We start from the raw sequence: 15,281 nt of genomic DNA on the forward strand, positions 1-15,281 counted from the left end.
CTATGAGAAGACCGCCACCGTCTACCTGGCCGGACTCCACATCGCGGGCATCTTCCTCTGGTCCGCCCGCTGATCCAAACGAAACTGCCTAGCCGCAGCCGCCCCCGTGGCCCTGGTCCCCGACGGCGCCCAGCGCGAGCGCGGGCAGCCGCCCCCGGGAGGGCGTACGGGCGCCGACCACCGACCGCACGAAGGCGGACAGCCGGTCCAGGCCCCAGAACGTGTCGAAACCGTGGACGAAGAAGGGCACCCCGAACACACCGTCCCGGTCCCCGGCGAGCAGGGCCTCGACACCCCGCTCCCGCAGCGCGTCGTCGTCCGCCGCCCCGGCCAGCCGGCCGGCGGGCAGGCCGAGCCCGGCGGCGGCGTCGGCGACGACGGCGGGGTCGCAGATGTCCCTGCCCTCCTCCCAGCGCAACTGGTACATCCGGCGGATGAACGCCGCCCCCCGCCCCTCGTCCTGCGCGACGAGGCAGGCGAGGTGGGGCACCTCCCACACCGGGTCCCGGTCGACCGGCCAGACCGGCTGGAGCCCGGCCTCCTGGGCGCATCTGCGCACGTCCCGCAGGATGTACAGGTACTTGTCGCGGGAGAGCGCCATGGACGGGAAGTTGCCGCCGGCCCGCTTCAGCATCGCGGCACTGCGCGCGTCGGGCTCCCAGAACGGACACCACTCCACGGCCTCGGCCACCTGCGGGTGACGGTCAGTCAGTCGGCGATGGGCGAGCCAGGAGTACGGGCTGCTCAGGGAGAAGTAGAAACGCGGGACGGCTCGCTTCGGGAGAACCAAGGGGATCACCCTTCCTCGGAGTCTGGAGTCCCGGGGGCTCGCGGTCCGGAGTCTCGGGTCTCGGGGTCTCGAATCTCGGCCCGCGGCCGGCCGTCCGGCCCGGGGCGCGTCGCCCCAGGTCTTCGGCGCCCGGCCGGGGGCTGCGGCGCCCGGCGGCTCGGCGCCCGGCCCGGGGCCTCGTGGTCAGAGGACGATTCCGCCGTCGATGTGCAGCACGCTTCCGGTCACGTACTCCGCGGAGACCACGTAACTGACCATGTCGGCCACCTCCTCCGGCCGGCCGAACCGGCGCAGCGGGATGCTGCGCATCGCCTCGGCCCGCGCGCCGTCCACCAGCGTCGCGGCCATGTCGGTCTCGATGAACCCGGCCGCTATGACATTGGCGCGAATCCCGTACGCGGCGGCCTCCTGGGCCAGCGCCTTGGTGAAGCCGATGATCCCGGCCTTGGACGCCGAGTAGTTGGCCTGGGCGGCGTACCCATGGACACCGGCGGCGGAGGAGATGTTCACGATGCACCCGCGCCCGCGCTTCATCATCTCGGAGACGGTGGCCCGGCAGGCGTGGTACGCGCCGTCGAGGTGGGTGGCCAGGACCTGGTGCCACTCGTCGTCGCGCATCAGCAGCGCCGGGTTGTCCCGTACGACACCGGCCGAGGTCACCACCACGTCGACCGGGCCGAGTTCCTCCTGGGCACCCCGGACGAAGGCCTGCACCTCGTCGCCCTGTGCCACGTCGGCGCGGCAGGCGAAGGCGCGCCGGCCCAGCTCGGCGAGTTCCTTCTCCAGCAGTGCGGCGTCGTCGTCATCGGTGGCGTGGCAGAACGCCACGTCGTGCCCGTCGACCGCCAGCCGGCGGACGACCGCCCGGCCGATGCCCCGCGTACCGCCGGTCACCAGGGCGACCGGCCGTGTGTCCGTTACCGACATGCTCAACCCTTCCTTCGCCCCGGTCGCGGCACGATCACCGCCGTACCCCGTCCTCGTCACCGACTGTTTCCGGACGGACCGCGCGGGCGGGCCCTCCGGCGGTACCGACATCCGTCGTGCGCGTCAGCAGAATGGGATGAGCCGGTCGGTCGGCGTGCGTCGGGTGGTGCCATTCTTAACTCCTGTGCAACCCTGCTGCACTTACATCCAACATCAGTCGAGGTGCTGCGCGATGCTAGTCCCGCACTCGTGGGCCGTCAACTGACGTACTACTCGGGATACATGGACGTCGCACACGAGTGGGGATAGGTTGCTGACCGGGAGGGAGGTGCAGCCTTGACCAGTTCGTCGGACGCACCGGGAAAGAGTCTGGCCGACAAGATCAATCACCTGTTCGACACAGTGGTGCCCGCCGGCCGCGGCCCCTACAGCACCGAGGAAGTCGCGCGCGCCATCAGCGAGGACAGCACGCCGATCTCCGGCAGTTACATCTGGCTGCTCCGCAGGGGCCAGCGCGACAACCCCACCATCCGCCACCTGGAGGGGCTGGCGCGGTTCTTCGGGGTGCCGCCGGCCTACTTCTTCGACGACGAGGTGACCGCGGCGGTGGAGACCCAGCTCGGTATGCTCACCGCGCTCCGCGACGCCCAGGTGCAGCACGTCGCGCTGCGGGCCGCGGGGCTGTCCTCGAAGAGCCTGCGCTCGATCGCCGAAGTGATCGACCGCGTCAGGGAACTGGAGGGGCTGCCGCCGCAGGAGAACGCCGGGGCGGACGGCCCCCGGACGGCGGGCGCGGCGGCGGACACGCGGGCCGAGGACCCGGCCTGGACGGGCACGGAGGCCGCGGGCACGGCGGGGACGGGCACGGAGGCCGCGGGCACTGGCACTGCGGGCACTGCGGGCACCGGCACCGGCACCGGCACCGGCACTGTGACGGAAGCCGGTCCGGTCCGGTGAGGGGGGTCCGCCGCAGGCGTCTTTGAGCCAACATCGCCGGCCGCGCCCGGGAAACTCCCGGGGGGCACTTGCACGTAGCGCGACTGTTGGTGACGATCGGTAGAGGTGGGGACGCAGCCACAAGCTGAACTGCACCACGATCCCAGCCCTTCCAGGACGCCAACGGCACTGCCGGCGTGAAGGCCGGAAAGGACACCTCGGTGGCAGCACTTCCTTTACGACGACCGGGTCACCGCGCCCAGTTCCGACAGATGCGGCGCAAGTGCGAAAAAGTCATCGCGGAAGTGGGCATCACCTCCGGGTCCGACATCACGGCCATTTGTGAGCAGGTGTCCCGCCGGCGCGACCGCGACATCCGGCTCACCTCCATGGAGCTGGAGGACCCTTCCCTCCACGGGTTGTGGATCGCCGTACCCACCATGGACATCATCGTCTACCAGGCGGACACCAGCAGATCCCACCAGGAACACATCATCGCGCACGAGATCGCCCACATCCTGTGCGGCCACGACTTCGACGGGGCCCCCAAGCGGTCGGTCCCCACGGACCTCTTCCCGGACCTCGATCCCGAGTTGGTCCGCCGATCGCTGCAACGCTCCCTCTACTCGGACCGGGACGAGCAGGAGGCCGAGATGATGGCGTCGCTCATCCTGGCGCGCGCCCGCCGGGACGCCGACACCAGCCTGGACCTGCCCGCCCTCGCGCCCGACCTCGCCACCGTGATGGCCCGGGTGGAAAGCGTCATCGGCCGCGGATGAACCTCTACGACGTACTGGCACACATCTGCACCCTGGCCGGGCTCGCCGCGTTCTGCTACCGGCTTCCCGAGCTGACGCAGCGCAGGACCGACCCGGCCCTGTGGGCGCTCGCCGTCTACTTCCTGGGCTCGGGCTTCAGCTTCCTCATCGACCTGAACTGGCTGCGCGACCACATCTCCGGGTTCTTCTCGTACCCGAACCTCACCACGATCATGGCGCAGTCCGCGGTGGTGATCCTCACGGCGGCCCAGCAGGTGGTGCTGGTCCACTGGTCCCACCCGCCGGAGCAGGCCGCGATCCAGGCCAGGCGACGGGTCGTGGCCTTCTCGGTCACGCTGGTCGCGCTGATCGCCTTCTTCTTCCTGGTCGAGCCCTACCGGACGCCGCCGTCCGCCGAGGGCACGCTGCTGAGCAACATGCGCGACGCCGACTACGCGTCCTACCTGCTCTTCTACATCACCATCTGCGCGGTGGGGCAGGTCGGAACGGTGCGCTTGTCGTTCCGCTACGCCCGGATGGCCCGGCGCACCTGGCTCCGGGTGGGCATGTGGGCGGTCACCGTGGGCGCCTCGCTCATCCTGGTGTACTGCGCCATCCGCTACACCCAGACGATCGGCACCCAGCTCGGTCACGACATGAGCGCCTGGGAGCCCGCGTACTGGCTGGCCGGCGATCTGGGGTCGCTGTCCCAGCTCTTCGGCTGGACCGTCCCCTCCTGGGGCCCGGCGGTCGCCCTGTGGGTGGGCAACTACCGCTCCTACCTGCGGCTGCGGCCACTGTGGTGGGCCCTGTACGAGGCGGTGCCGACGATCGCCCTGGAGCCGCCGCGCGGAAAGTGGCTGGACCGGCTTCCGCCGTACAACCTGGAATACCGCCTCTACCGGCGCGTGATCGAGATCTTCGACGGGTACCTCGCCCTGCGGCCGCATCTGTCCCACGCCGCCGCGCGACAGGGCGGCCCGCCGGACCGGGTCCGCCGCTCCCCCGACGACGAGGCCCGCTTCCTGCGCGCCGCGCTGGAGGCGCGCGCCGAGGAGACGGCGGCGACGCCCCCGGCCTTCGAGCCGACCCCCGCGTCGCCGCTCGCCGAGCGCCGGGACGACTTCGCGAAAGAAGTGGAGTGGCTGACCGAGGTGGCGACGTCCTTCGCCAGGATCTCGGCCCCGGACCGCTCCGCGGCACGGAAATGAACAGGTGGCCCGCACAGCATGGAACAGGCCGGGGAGTCGTCCTCACCCGACATAGCCGCCCTGACGGCCGAACTGCTGGCCCTCGACCGGGCGTCCGGAGCCCGCGCGGCGGCCCCGGCGGCGGTACGGGCGGTACGGGCGCTGCGCGCGGCACCGCCGGCCCCGGCCGGTCCGTGGCGTGGCCGGCCGCCGGGCGGCCGGGAACGGGCTGAGCTCGCCGAGCTCTTCGAGGTGGCGGCCTGGATCCTGTTCGACGCCGAGCACCACGCGGCGTCGTACCGCCTCAACCGCCGGGCCCTCGCGCTGGCCAGGGGGCTGCGGGAGGACGGCCGTTCCATCGAGCTGCTCACGCTCTCGGTGCTGAGCATGCAGGAGGCGCATCTCGGCCGCCCCGGCGACTCCCTGCGCATCTCGTCGTCCGTGCTGGCCGGTGCGGACCTGCCGCCACGGGTGGCCGCCCTCTTCCACCTGCGCGAGGCCCGCGCGCACGCCCAGCTGAAGCGCCGGTCCGAGGCGCTGCGGTCGCTGCGCACCGGCCGGGAACTCCTCTCGGACCGGCCCTCCGCCCAGGACCCCTCCTGGGCCTGGTGGCTCGACCGGGCCGAGTTCGACGGCCACCACGGCCTCGCCCTCGCCGACCTGGGCGACCTGGACGGGGCCGCCGCGCTGCTGCACGGCGCCACGGAGGCGGGCGACGGTCCCGCCTACCGCTCGCTCTTCGCCACCGAGCTGGCCCGCGTCCTCGCCACGGCCGGCGCCTGGCGCGAGGCGGACGCCTGGCTGTCCTCCCTGGTCGAGTCGGTCCCGGGCATCGGCTCGGTACGGGCCTTGAACTCCCTGGGACACGCGGCCCACCTCATCGAACACGGCCGGGGCGTCCCGCGCGGCCTGCGGGACACCACCCGACACCTCAGGATGCTGCTGGACCGGGAAACCCCGCACCGCCCCAGGTGACCCGGCGCCCGCGCTCCCCCACTCCGCCTTCACGCCATTCCGCTCACGATCCGGGAGACCCCCATGACGTCGGCAACGTCCTACCGCCTCCACCTGGCCACCGCGGTGGCCGTCCTCCTCGTCACCGCCGGCGCCTCCGCCGCCCACACCCCCGCCGAGAAACACCCGGCCCCCGCCTCGTCCCCCCGTACCGAGCCATACCTGAAGACCCACCTCTTCTTCGGCACCGGCCGCCACAACGGCGCCCCGCCGATCACCGAGCGACAGTTCATGCAGTTCCTCGCCGAGCACATCACCCCCCGCTTCCCCTCCGGCCTCACCATTCAGGAGGGCCACGGGCAGTGGCGCGACCGCACCGGCGCGATCAACAGCGAGCGCTCGTACGAGCTGATCGTCCTCTACCCGCAGACGGAGGCGAAGGCCCGGGACTCCGACATCGAGTACATCCGGGAGAGATACAAGAGGATGTTCGGCCTGGAGTCGGTGGGCCGGGCGGACGTGAAGGCCCAAGCCGACTTCTGACCCGCCTCCGGCGGCACGGGCCGGCCGGACGGGCGGTGGGCCGCCTCCGGCGGCACCCGTCCGAGCGGGTCGGGCCGCGGGGCGGAGGACGGGGCGAGGCGCGGGTCCCGGCCGGGGGGGCTGGGGCCGCGACCGGCAGCACCCGGCCCCGCCCTGGCCGGCCCCGGTGGGCCACCCGCCCGCCACCCACGCGGCCGGTTGCTGGCTCCGAGGAGCGGGCACCCGCTCGCCGACCCCGTATGGCCACCCGCCCGTCGACCCCAGGTGGGCGCCCGGTCGCGGTCCCGGGTGCCCGCAACTCGCTCACCCCCTGGATCACCACCCGCTACACTGTCCGCGGCGGCGCAGCTCTCCGGAGCAGCACCACCACATCGCCCCGCCTCCGTAGCTCAGGGGATAGAGCACCGCTCTCCTAAAGCGGGTGTCGCAGGTTCGAATCCTGCCGGGGGCACCAGCGCAAAGGCCCCGGACCGATCATGGTCCGGGGCCTTTGACATCCACTTCTGACATCAACGGCGTCGGTCACTGACGACCGGGACGCCGCTTCCTGAGCAGCCGGTCCATGTGGCTCATGGCCTCCCGCTGCGTGTCTTGCACGACGTGCGTGTAGACATCCATGGTGATGCTGATCTGGGAGTGGCCCAGGATCTCCATCACCACGCGGGGCGCGACCCCGGCCGCCGTGAGAAGCGTGGCCGTGCCGTGGCGAGCGTCGTGCAGCCGGATCACGCGAAGGCCGGCGGACTCGGCGACGCGGGTGAAGGACCGGTAGACGTTCCGCGGCTCGACCGGGCGGCCGGTCCGAGTGGTGAAGACGTGCCCCGACTCCTGCCAGGACTCCCCCGCCTTCGCCCGAGCCGCCGCCTGCCTCATCCGGTGCCAGCGCAACGGCGCGATGCAGAGAGCGGGCAGCGGGACGGCACGGCGACGACGGCTCTTGGGGTCGTCGTCGTACAGCACGCCCCGGCGCCGCTGCGTCTGCTGCCGGACGTAGAGGACACGCCCGTCGAGGTCGAGGTCCGACCAACGAAGGCCGACGATCTCGCCCCGGCGCAGGCCCATGGTGATGGCGAGCACGAAGGCCGCGTACAGCGGGTCCTTGCGCGAGGCGGCCAGGAAGTCGAGCGTCTCGTCCAGGCTCCAGGGCCTCAGCTCCCGGTTGTCGGTGCGCGGAGGCTCCACGAGCTTGGCGACGTTCCGCGTGATCAACTCCTCGCGGCACGCGGACGACAGCGCCGACCTCAGCACGCGGTGTGACTCCTTGGCCGTCGCCGCGGTCGTCTTCTCCTCCAGGCGGACGAGAAAGCGGCGCACGTCGGCGACGCCGAGGGATTCGAGCCGCTTGGCGCCGAGGAGCGGCACCAGGTAGAGCCGGACGTGCGCTTCGTACTTGTCGTACGTGCTGAGCTTGCGCCGGGGCTTGATGACGTTGTCCAGCCAGTACGGCAGCCACTCGGCGAGCCTGGCTGACCGGGTCGGCACGGGCACGCCCTGGTCGACCTTGGCGAGCAGTTCACGGCGCTTGGCGTCGCACTCGGCCCACGTCTTGCCGTACGCGAACTTGCGGGCGCGGGTGCCGTCAGGCTGGAGGACGTACACCGCACACTGGAAGCGGCCGTCCTTGCGCTTGGTGATGGTGCCGGCGCCGTTGGGGTTCCGCTTGCGTTGCTGGGCCATCAGGCCGCCGCCTCCAGTTCATTGGTGATGTACTCGCGGACGGCCCGCGCCGGGATGCGGCGGCACCGGCCGATGGTGATCGAGGGCAGACGACGGGACCGGATCAGGTCGTAGACCGTGGAGCGACCGACCTTCAGCCGCGCCATCACCTCGGGCACCGTCAGCAGCTCGTCATCGCGCATGGGTCGGTTCTCCTTCCGTTCCGGGAGCGGGTTCGAGGGTTTCGGCGAGCCAGGCTTTGGCGTCGGTGAGGCCGGTTCCGGCGTAGATCCAGTGCGCGAGGACGAGGGTCGTGTCCTAGTCGGTCCCGTCCGCTGCCAGGGCTTGTGCGCGGCGCCATTCGGCGCGGGCGTCGCGGAGGGCACCGAGGGTGGTGGAGTAGCGGCGGGACTTGGTGGAGAAGTGGCCGCGGAAGCCGAGCATGTGGGCCCAGGCCCGCAGGCGAAGGCGTTCGAGGTCCTTGCGGGCGCCGAGGGTCCAGGCGGTGCGGATCAGCCGGCGGGCGTGGTCACTGATGTCGAGCTGGGCGAGTTCTGCGAGGAACCTCAGCGGCCGGTCCAGAGCTCCCGTCGCCGTCTCGGCGCCCTTGGTGGCGTACTTGGCGATGTACGCGGCGACGGCCCGCTCGGTCAGCTCCTGGCCGCCGTCGAAGTCGGCCGAGCGGATGGAGCGCACGTCGAGCTGACGGCCGAAGGCGAAGGCGTGGGCCCGGCCGTTGATGACCGGGCCGTCCACGCGGGCGGCGGCAGCGGCGGCCCGGATGGCGTCGGTGAGCAGCCCGGCGGTGGCCCAGGCGGGAGGCGGGGTGTCGCCGCCGTCGGGGCCGTCGATGCGGATAACGGCGTGGAAGTGGACGGCGCCGCGCTTCTGGTACTCGGCGACCTTGGCGAAGGACACCCGGGCGTACTCGCGGAAGGCCCGCTGGGTGAGGCCGGCGCGCTTGGCGACCTCCCGGCGCAGGTAGATCGAGAAGCGCCGCCACAGCGGACCGGCGTGCGCGTTCCAGAGCACGGCCGCTTCGTAGTCGTAGGTGTCCGGGTCGAGCGGGGTACCGAGGGCGGAGTCGTCCTGGTCGTGGAGGGCGCCGCAGCGGCAGCGGCGGACCGATCCCGCCGGGCCGGTGGGGCGGTTGTGGACCGGGCCGAAGCTGGGCGCGGTGAAGGTGGCGAAGACGCGCGGGTGGGTGGCGACGCGTTCGGGGACACCCTTGCCGCCGCGCAGTCCGGAGGTGATCAGGTGGAAGGTGTCGCGGCGGTACACCTCGGCGCAGGCCGCACAGCGGGTCGTGCGGCGGTTGTTGCAGCGGACCAGGAGGTGACCGGCCGGGAGGCTGGAAGAGTCGAGGTGGTGGAGGACGTTGCCGATCTCGCCGGTGCGGGTGTCGACGGCGTACTCGGTGCGGTGGCCGTCGAGGCGGATCGGGTGTGTGCAGCCTCCGAGGCCGGCGAGCTGGCGCAGGAGTGCGGGCATGGTGCCGAGGGCGGCCAGCTCGCCGAGTTCGCGGAGCGGAGGCGGAGTGGCGCCGGTGATGATGGCTTTCTCCTTCTGGTTCGGCTGGAGGGAGACGGCCCCCGGGGCGGCGGATGCTTGGCGGTATCGAGGTCGCCCCGGGGGTCCGGTGCGTCAGCGGCGGTGCTGGTCGCGGAGCAGCGAGCGCAGGACCACGGCGGCGACGGCCACGGAGACGGACGTGACGGCGACGGCGGCCACGGAGACGGCCGTGACGGCGACGGCGGCCAGGAGCGCGGTCAGCACGACGCCACCGATGAGGACGGCCACGACTGCTCCGGTGCTGACGGAGATCTGAGGGACAGGCCGCCGCGCGGGAACCTGGTCGACCACGGTGTGGGGGTACGCGGGCGGCGGCGTCGGGCTGCCGGGGTGCTTGGGCAGGAACACAGCGAAGCTCTTCTTACCTACTCGTCTAGTCATGTGAGCCGTTGATGATGTCCACGCCGGAGCGCGTGCCGGACTCGATGGCGGGGGCCAGGAAGGTGTCCGAGAGCCAGAAGCCGAAGAGGGCGATCAGGACGATGATCCACGTACGGACGCCGAGGAACTTGATCGCTCCCCAGGCGAAGAGGCCGAGGAGGACGACGAGCGGCAGGCTGACGGTCACGGTGTGCGGGTCCTTTCAGCGGACGGGGCAGCGGTGGGTACGGGCGGCCAGTTCGGCGGCGGCGCGGCTGTCGTAGTCGGCGGAGAAGCCGCAGCGCGGAGCAGTGCAGGCGGCGGTGTGCTTCTCCCGGCCGCGACCGTCGTAGGACGTGCCGACCTGGACGGGGCCGATGCGGGTGACGGAGCGGAAGCGGCGGTTGGCGCTCACGTAGTTCCTTTCAGGAGCTGGGCGGCGATGGCGTCGGCCATGGGCGGCGGGACGCCGAGGCGGGCGCGCAGGGTCGGAGTGTCGATGGCCGTTCCGGTGCGGGCGTGGTGCTCGGCGGCGACTTTGCGGGCGTGCTCGACCAGGGCGGCCGGGACGGCGACCGGGGGTGGGGTCGGTGTCGGTACTGGCTCGACTGCCGAAGGCGCCGGGGATACCGGTGCGGGATCGGGCGCGTCCTCCTGGTCCTCGATCTCCTCGGACGCCTCCTGCCTCACAGCGTCACTGGTCTCGTCGTGTGTGGTCGGCGACGAGTGGACGAGGAGGGTTCCGCCGAGGAAGGCGACCGCGGGCCAGCCCGCGACGAGGATGCGGAGCCAGGCCGGCACGTCGTCCAGGTCGAGCAGCCCGGCGGTGGTGACGTTCGCGCCCAGGGACACGGCGAGGGCGATCAGGAACCAGCACCACCCGGCCGCTTTCGCGTCGCCGGACCGCAGCCGACGCCAGGCGGCGACGAGCAGCAGGTCGACCGAGACGGGATAGGCCCACGCCTTCCACCCGTCCTGTCCGGCCGCCGAGGCGACGTCGTGCAGGTGGGCGAAGGACAGCGCGGCGGCGATGACCGCTTGGACGAATACCGCGTCGACGCGGGCCAGGTGGGCGCGCATGCTGCGGCTCCTTCCGGGTTCGGTCATGGGAGAGGTAGGGACATGGCGTGAGGCGGTCACGCCGGCCGGGGATGCGTGCGGGCGCGGGTCAGTCGGTCACCGGGCGGGGCCGTACGACCGGGCCCGGTGTCTCGACGGGCGGCCGTGCGGGCACGTCGGGCCGGAAGGGCTTGAGCGCGGGCAGGTCGGGGACCAGGTGGGCCGACTCGGAGCAGGTCTCGGCGGCTTCGCCGAGGGAGAGGTACGGCGTGCGGATGCGGGACCAGCCGCCGGAGGTGTCACCGGCCACGGCGAGGCCGGGTCGTTCGGGGGCGATGGCGCAGGCGGCGGAGACCGCCTCGGGGGCGATGTCGCCGAGTGCCATCTTGGCGGAGGCTTCGTCGTTGACGCGGTGGCAGACGCGGCCGGTCAACTGGGCCCGCAGCATGGTCGCGCCTTTGCCCAGCTCGGCGCCGAAGCGCTGTCCGCAGACCTCCAGGTAGATGCCGGCGGCCCGGCCGAGCTGGGCGAGCCGGATGAGCTGGGTGACCATCTCGTCCCGGCGTTCCTCGTCCTTCTTCGTGGCGACGAGGAAGAGTTCGGCCACCTCGTCGACGAACAGCACGACGGGCACCGGGCGTTCGTGCTCGGGCAGGCCCCAGATGTCGGAGGTAATCTCCTCGTCCGGCGTGCTCGACGCGATGCCCTGCCGGGCCTTGATCAGGTCGTACCGGTTCTCCATTTCCTTGATGAGCACGGGCAGCAGCTCGGCGGCCTGCTCCGGGTCGGTGGCGAGCGCCGACAGGCGCGGGGCGAAGGGCGCCAGTTCCACGCCCCGCTTGCAGTCGATGCCAACGAGGGCGACAGGCTGACGGGCGAGGCCGGCGACGAGGTGACGCAGGTACATGGATTTGCCGGACAGCGTGGCGCCGAGGGTGAGCTGGTGCGGAACGGTGCGGTAGTCGCGTACGAACGGAGTGGCGTCCTCGCGCAGCGCGACCGGCACCCGGAGCAGGTCCGGGCGGAGCTTGCGCGGCATGCGTACCCGCCGCAGCACGTCGAAGCCGACGAGCCGCAGTTCGACCACGCCCGGCTTGATCGTGGTCACGTAGACGGCGTGGACGCCCCAGGCGTGCCGCAGCCGTTCGGCGGAGGCGGCCACGTCGGCGGGTTCCTGCCCCGGGGCGAGCCCCAGGCGGACCCGCAGCCCCGTCGTGGTCGGCCGGATGATCCCCCGGCGCGGCGGTACGGGTCGGACCTCACGGCGGGTGGTGGCCTTGACCGCCAGGACCCGCAGCCGGGAGGGGGCCACGGTCAGCCCGCACGCCTCCATGACGGAGCCGTAGGAGCTGAGCAGCCGGACCGTGGACACCGGTAAGCCGACCGTGGACCAGTAGACGCCGGGGTGTCGCGCCCGGGCGTAGGCGGCCCCACCGCCGAGCGCGGCGACGGGACCACCCACCTCCAGAAGCGTTGCCAGGTCGGTCATCAGGCCGACGCCCCCACGGCGGCCGGGAAGGCGGCCGGAGTGACGGCGGCGGCCCGGAAGGCGATGCCGTGCCGCTGCTGGCCGTTGAACACGCTCTCCCACGGCCGGGCGACCAGCCCCGGCAGGGAGACCGGGGCGCCGAGGGCGAGCCCTTCCGACACCCCGCTCTCCGGGACGGTCACCTTGATCAGGGACGACTCCCCCTCCTCGATGTAGACGACGCCGATGGTCATCAGCGCCTCACCGCTGACCGCGTCCTTCGCGATCTCGCCCGACTGCCGGTCGCGGACCTTGGGCTCGGGCGCCTCGGTCAGCAGGATCGTCGCGGCCGAGGTCTCCACACGGATGGTGCGCAAGGCTTCTTCCCATCTACTCGTCTAGACAAGATGCATCCTTCGAACCCGACGGCGCCGGATTCGGGATCAACCTTGCCACACAACTTGCCCACTCGTCTATACGAGTATGCGTGTCGGTGTGTACGAGTCCGGGAGGTGGTCTCGCGCACCGCCGATCAGGTCGCCGGTAGCTGGTAGGAGAGGACGTACGCGTCGGCCGCCATCACCGTGTCGCAGACCTCCACGGCCCGCCCCCCAGTGTCGAAGGCGGTGCGGATCAGGTGGATCACCGGCACGCCGGAGGCCAGTTGCAGCGTCTTCACCTCGGACGGCGAAGGCATCCGGGCCCGGATCTCCTCCTCGAAGTGGTCGAGCTGGTGACCCAGTTCCTCGAGACGGGCGTAGATGCCGCCGGGGCCGGGGTTGGGCTCGGCGATCTGCGTACCGCGGGCGATGTCGAGCGGGAGGTACGAGGTGGCGAACTCGACCGGCCGGCCGTCGAGCAGGTACCGGCGACGCCGGGCGAGCACGCGCCGCACGGAACCGAGCCGAGTGGAGACGTCCTGGCCGGCCTTCTCCTCCTTCACCTCCAGGCTGTCCACGGTGGGGTGACTACCGGCGGCGTCGGCCTCCACGATGAACGCGGACTTCCCCTGCTCGCGGTGGCGCCGGGCGAACCGGTCGGAGGCGAGGCGGCGCACCGGAGGCCGGGGCCGGACGAAGACGCCCCGGCCGTGCTCGGCGTGCACCAGGCCCTCGCCCTGAAGGATCGAGAAGGAGTTCCGGACCGTCATCCGAGAGACTCCGTAGTGCTCGACCAGCTCAGCCTCGGAGGGCAGCTTCTCCCCCTCCTTGAATCGCCCACGGTCAATGGCCTCGCGCAGCTGATCGGCGATCTGCCGGAAGACCGCACGATCACTGGTCGGGTCGAGGCCGCCGAGAATGCTCGGTAGAGACGCCATGCGTACTCCTTTAGGTATCTAGACGAGTGGGCGAGTCTTGTTGCTACGGTGGAGAGCCTAGTCAGCCGAGAGGGCCAAGGAACGTGAGCACAGAACGCCCGCACTCCGTGAGCGTCGCCGGGGTCATCGTCGATGACCAAGGCCGGGCCCTCCTGATCAAGCGCCGCGACAACGGCCACTGGGAACCCCCGGGCGGAGTCCTCGAACGCGAGGAGACCATCCCCGAAGCCCTCCAGCGCGAAGTCCTCGAAGAGACCGGCATCAAGATCGAGCTTCCCGCGACCCTGACCGGCGTCTACAAGAACATGACGGGCCTGATCGTCTCCCTCGTCTTCCGCTGCCAGGCGGCCGACGGTACTCCCACCACGGGGGACGAGACCCACGCACTGCGCTGGGCCACCCGCGAAGAAGTCATCGAACTCGCCGACGAGGCGTACGCGATCCGCGTGCTTGACGCACTCGACGCGGCGTCCCCGCCGGCCGTCCGCGCCCACGACGGCGTGAAACTCGTCTAGCCCGAACCCGCTACACATGGCGGCCTACCAGCATGAAGGAACTTGTATGCACGAGTATACGAGTACGGTCCGGGTCTGGGGGCTCAGTTGCCCAGGATTACCGGAAGAGGTCAGCAGGGCCCGCCGCTGGACCCGCGACATCCTGCGAGGTTCGCCGTTGGCTGAGGACGCCGAGCTGATCGTCAGCGAGCTGAGCGCGAACGCGATCCTCCACACGGCCAGTGGCCGGACATCCGGCAGCTTCCATCTGGCCCTCGCGGTCTCCCCGCAGGTGATCGCCCTGTCCGTCACGGACGACGGAAGCACCGGCACGGCGCCGAATGTCAAGCACCAGGACCAGGAGGCGGAGCACGGCCGGGGCCTGGGCATGGTCAGAGCACTCGCTCACCGGGTTGTCGTCCACGGCAGCCACGGCGGCCACACGGTCACCGCGGAACTCTTCACCGATGGCAGGCCGGCAGGAGGGCACCCGTGCTGATGTCCGCTCCTCCCGCAGCGCTGAGCACAGGCAGCCGGCCCCTCCCCTACCGATGCCGAGCCGCCGCCTACCCGTTGAACGAGGTCTGTTCCATCCTCCTGGGATCACACGACGCCACGAGCCCACGCCTGGCACTGCGCTGGTTACGCGAGCGCACGCAGCACATCACCGACCAGCTCGACGCCGCATACGCACAGCCGGGCCTGCACTGGCTGACGGGCGACGCCGAACACGAACGGGCCCTCGCCTACCTGACCAGCGGCACGGGGTACCAACTCACTCTCTACGACGAGAGCACCCGCTACGTGCTGCTGGCCTACCCGGCGGGAGCGACCCCATGAACGGGCCCACCCGCGGCTACTGGTGCGAATGCTGGACCGAGCAAGTCACCGGCACAGAAGGGCCGGCGCGTCTGGCATCGTTCGACGCATACTCGGCACCCCAGGCAGACCGCTGGGTAGCCATCGCTCTCCGCACCATCTCACCGGCGCTCGACTCCGACGCGTCGGACGAAGCGTGGACGTGGCTGTACGAAGAGCGCGCTGAGACCCGCAGAGCCCTGATGCGCTCAGAGCCCTGCACGGTAACCATCACCCATGCCGACGTCCGCATCACCTGGACGATCCGACCAGTGCTCTTCCTGCCCCTCGCACACCGGCAGGACGCCGAACTCCCAGCATGTGCACGAAGCTTCAAGCCCCACCGCGCAGACTGAGTTACAACTTTCTCTACTGGTTCAAGGCGGCTCGCTCCGCTC

The 15,281-nt window shown here is 71.4% G+C and carries 20 protein-coding genes, 1 tRNA gene and 1 pseudogene; 10 read left to right on the plus strand and 12 right to left on the minus strand.

Features of this window, described 5'->3' with window-relative positions; genetic code table 11:
• Positions 1 to 88 precede the first annotated feature (88 nt).
• Positions 89 to 799, minus strand: a complete 711-nt coding sequence (locus AB0H53_RS13560; protein ID WP_362111142.1) for a DsbA family protein — start codon at positions 797 to 799, stop codon at positions 89 to 91.
• Positions 800 to 973: 174 nt separating this feature from the next.
• Complete coding sequence (fabG, locus tag AB0H53_RS13565; RefSeq protein WP_362111145.1) at positions 974 to 1,717, minus strand: 3-oxoacyl-ACP reductase FabG; 744 nt, start codon at positions 1,715 to 1,717, stop codon at positions 974 to 976.
• A gap of 336 nt (positions 1,718 to 2,053) precedes the next feature.
• Between fabG and AB0H53_RS13570 the strand changes: the two genes are divergently transcribed.
• The 6 genes from AB0H53_RS13570 to AB0H53_RS13595 all read left to right on the plus strand — a co-directional run bounded on the left by AB0H53_RS13570 (position 2,054) and on the right by AB0H53_RS13595 (position 6,552).
• A complete protein-coding gene (locus tag AB0H53_RS13570) occupies positions 2,054 to 2,674 on the plus strand; it encodes a helix-turn-helix domain-containing protein (protein WP_362111148.1) in 621 nt (206 codons plus the stop codon).
• Positions 2,675 to 2,958: 284 nt separating this feature from the next.
• On the plus strand, positions 2,959 to 3,432 hold the full coding sequence (locus AB0H53_RS13575) for an ImmA/IrrE family metallo-endopeptidase (protein ID WP_362111151.1): 474 nt from the start codon (positions 2,959 to 2,961) through the stop codon (positions 3,430 to 3,432).
• Complete coding sequence (locus AB0H53_RS13580) at positions 3,429 to 4,622, plus strand: MAB_1171c family putative transporter (RefSeq protein WP_362111154.1); 1,194 nt, start codon at positions 3,429 to 3,431, stop codon at positions 4,620 to 4,622. Before AB0H53_RS13575 ends, AB0H53_RS13580 begins: the two co-directional genes overlap by 4 nt.
• A gap of 18 nt (positions 4,623 to 4,640) precedes the next feature.
• Positions 4,641 to 5,576: a DNA-binding protein gene (locus tag AB0H53_RS13585; protein WP_362111157.1), complete on the plus strand. Its 936-nt coding sequence runs from the start codon at positions 4,641 to 4,643 to the stop codon at positions 5,574 to 5,576.
• Positions 5,577 to 5,639: 63 nt separating this feature from the next.
• Positions 5,640 to 6,098, plus strand: coding sequence for a DUF3574 domain-containing protein (locus AB0H53_RS13590; RefSeq protein WP_362111160.1), 459 nt, complete (start codon positions 5,640 to 5,642; stop codon positions 6,096 to 6,098).
• A gap of 378 nt (positions 6,099 to 6,476) precedes the next feature.
• Positions 6,477 to 6,552 (plus strand) — tRNA-Arg (locus AB0H53_RS13595).
• A 68-nt stretch (positions 6,553 to 6,620) separates the two neighbouring features.
• Here AB0H53_RS13595 and AB0H53_RS13600 read toward each other — a convergent pair.
• The 10 genes and pseudogenes from AB0H53_RS13600 to AB0H53_RS13645 all read right to left on the minus strand — a co-directional run bounded on the left by AB0H53_RS13600 (position 6,621) and on the right by AB0H53_RS13645 (position 13,531).
• Complete coding sequence (locus AB0H53_RS13600; RefSeq protein WP_362111163.1) at positions 6,621 to 7,775, minus strand: site-specific integrase; 1,155 nt, start codon at positions 7,773 to 7,775, stop codon at positions 6,621 to 6,623.
• The gene (locus AB0H53_RS13605; protein WP_205077045.1) at positions 7,775 to 7,957 is read right to left on the minus strand and encodes a helix-turn-helix domain-containing protein; all 183 of its coding nucleotides are present in this window, start codon (positions 7,955 to 7,957) and stop codon (positions 7,775 to 7,777) included. The genes AB0H53_RS13600 and AB0H53_RS13605 overlap by 1 nt, the downstream gene beginning before the upstream one ends.
• A pseudogene (locus AB0H53_RS13610) lies at positions 7,947 to 9,245 on the minus strand (replication initiator). Before AB0H53_RS13610 ends, AB0H53_RS13605 begins: the two are co-directional and overlap by 11 nt.
• A 153-nt stretch (positions 9,246 to 9,398) precedes the next feature.
• Positions 9,399 to 9,674: a SpdD protein gene (locus AB0H53_RS13615; protein ID WP_362111567.1), complete on the minus strand. Its 276-nt coding sequence runs from the start codon at positions 9,672 to 9,674 to the stop codon at positions 9,399 to 9,401.
• 25 nt (positions 9,675 to 9,699) lie between these two features.
• Positions 9,700 to 9,894, minus strand: coding sequence for a hypothetical protein (locus AB0H53_RS13620; RefSeq protein ID WP_362111167.1), 195 nt, complete (start codon positions 9,892 to 9,894; stop codon positions 9,700 to 9,702).
• A gap of 15 nt (positions 9,895 to 9,909) precedes the next feature.
• Positions 9,910 to 10,101: a mobile element transfer protein gene (locus tag AB0H53_RS13625; RefSeq protein ID WP_004986816.1), complete on the minus strand. Its 192-nt coding sequence runs from the start codon at positions 10,099 to 10,101 to the stop codon at positions 9,910 to 9,912.
• Positions 10,098 to 10,766 (minus strand): DUF2637 domain-containing protein, encoded by a 669-nt coding sequence (locus AB0H53_RS13630; RefSeq protein ID WP_362111170.1) that lies wholly within the window; start codon positions 10,764 to 10,766, stop codon positions 10,098 to 10,100. The genes AB0H53_RS13625 and AB0H53_RS13630 overlap by 4 nt, the downstream gene beginning before the upstream one ends.
• Before the next feature lie 88 nt (positions 10,767 to 10,854).
• Complete coding sequence (locus AB0H53_RS13635) at positions 10,855 to 12,234, minus strand: FtsK/SpoIIIE domain-containing protein (RefSeq protein ID WP_362111173.1); 1,380 nt, start codon at positions 12,232 to 12,234, stop codon at positions 10,855 to 10,857.
• Positions 12,234 to 12,590 (minus strand): hypothetical protein, encoded by a 357-nt coding sequence (locus tag AB0H53_RS13640; RefSeq protein ID WP_004986804.1) that lies wholly within the window; start codon positions 12,588 to 12,590, stop codon positions 12,234 to 12,236. Before AB0H53_RS13640 ends, AB0H53_RS13635 begins: the two co-directional genes overlap by 1 nt.
• A gap of 155 nt (positions 12,591 to 12,745) precedes the next feature.
• A complete protein-coding gene (locus AB0H53_RS13645) occupies positions 12,746 to 13,531 on the minus strand; it encodes a GntR family transcriptional regulator (protein ID WP_362111176.1) in 786 nt (261 codons plus the stop codon).
• A 107-nt stretch (positions 13,532 to 13,638) separates the two neighbouring features.
• On the opposite strand from AB0H53_RS13645, the gene AB0H53_RS13650 reads away from it, so the two are divergent.
• Genes AB0H53_RS13650 through AB0H53_RS13665 form a run of 4 tightly spaced genes read left to right on the plus strand, consistent with a single transcriptional unit; the run spans position 13,639 to position 15,239 of the window.
• Positions 13,639 to 14,046 (plus strand): NUDIX hydrolase, encoded by a 408-nt coding sequence (locus AB0H53_RS13650; protein WP_086739627.1) that lies wholly within the window; start codon positions 13,639 to 13,641, stop codon positions 14,044 to 14,046.
• 46 nt (positions 14,047 to 14,092) lie between these two features.
• Positions 14,093 to 14,524, plus strand: coding sequence for an ATP-binding protein (locus AB0H53_RS13655; RefSeq protein ID WP_362111179.1), 432 nt, complete (start codon positions 14,093 to 14,095; stop codon positions 14,522 to 14,524).
• Positions 14,524 to 14,865, plus strand: a complete 342-nt coding sequence (locus AB0H53_RS13660; RefSeq protein WP_362111181.1) for a hypothetical protein — start codon at positions 14,524 to 14,526, stop codon at positions 14,863 to 14,865. The genes AB0H53_RS13655 and AB0H53_RS13660 overlap by 1 nt, the downstream gene beginning before the upstream one ends.
• Positions 14,862 to 15,239: a hypothetical protein gene (locus tag AB0H53_RS13665; RefSeq protein ID WP_362111184.1), complete on the plus strand. Its 378-nt coding sequence runs from the start codon at positions 14,862 to 14,864 to the stop codon at positions 15,237 to 15,239. Before AB0H53_RS13660 ends, AB0H53_RS13665 begins: the two co-directional genes overlap by 4 nt.
• The last annotated feature ends 42 nt before the right edge of the window (positions 15,240 to 15,281 follow it).

It is taken from the genome of Streptomyces sp. NPDC050856, assembly GCF_040653855.1.
Classification (GTDB): Bacteria; Actinomycetota; Actinomycetes; order Streptomycetales; family Streptomycetaceae; genus Streptomyces.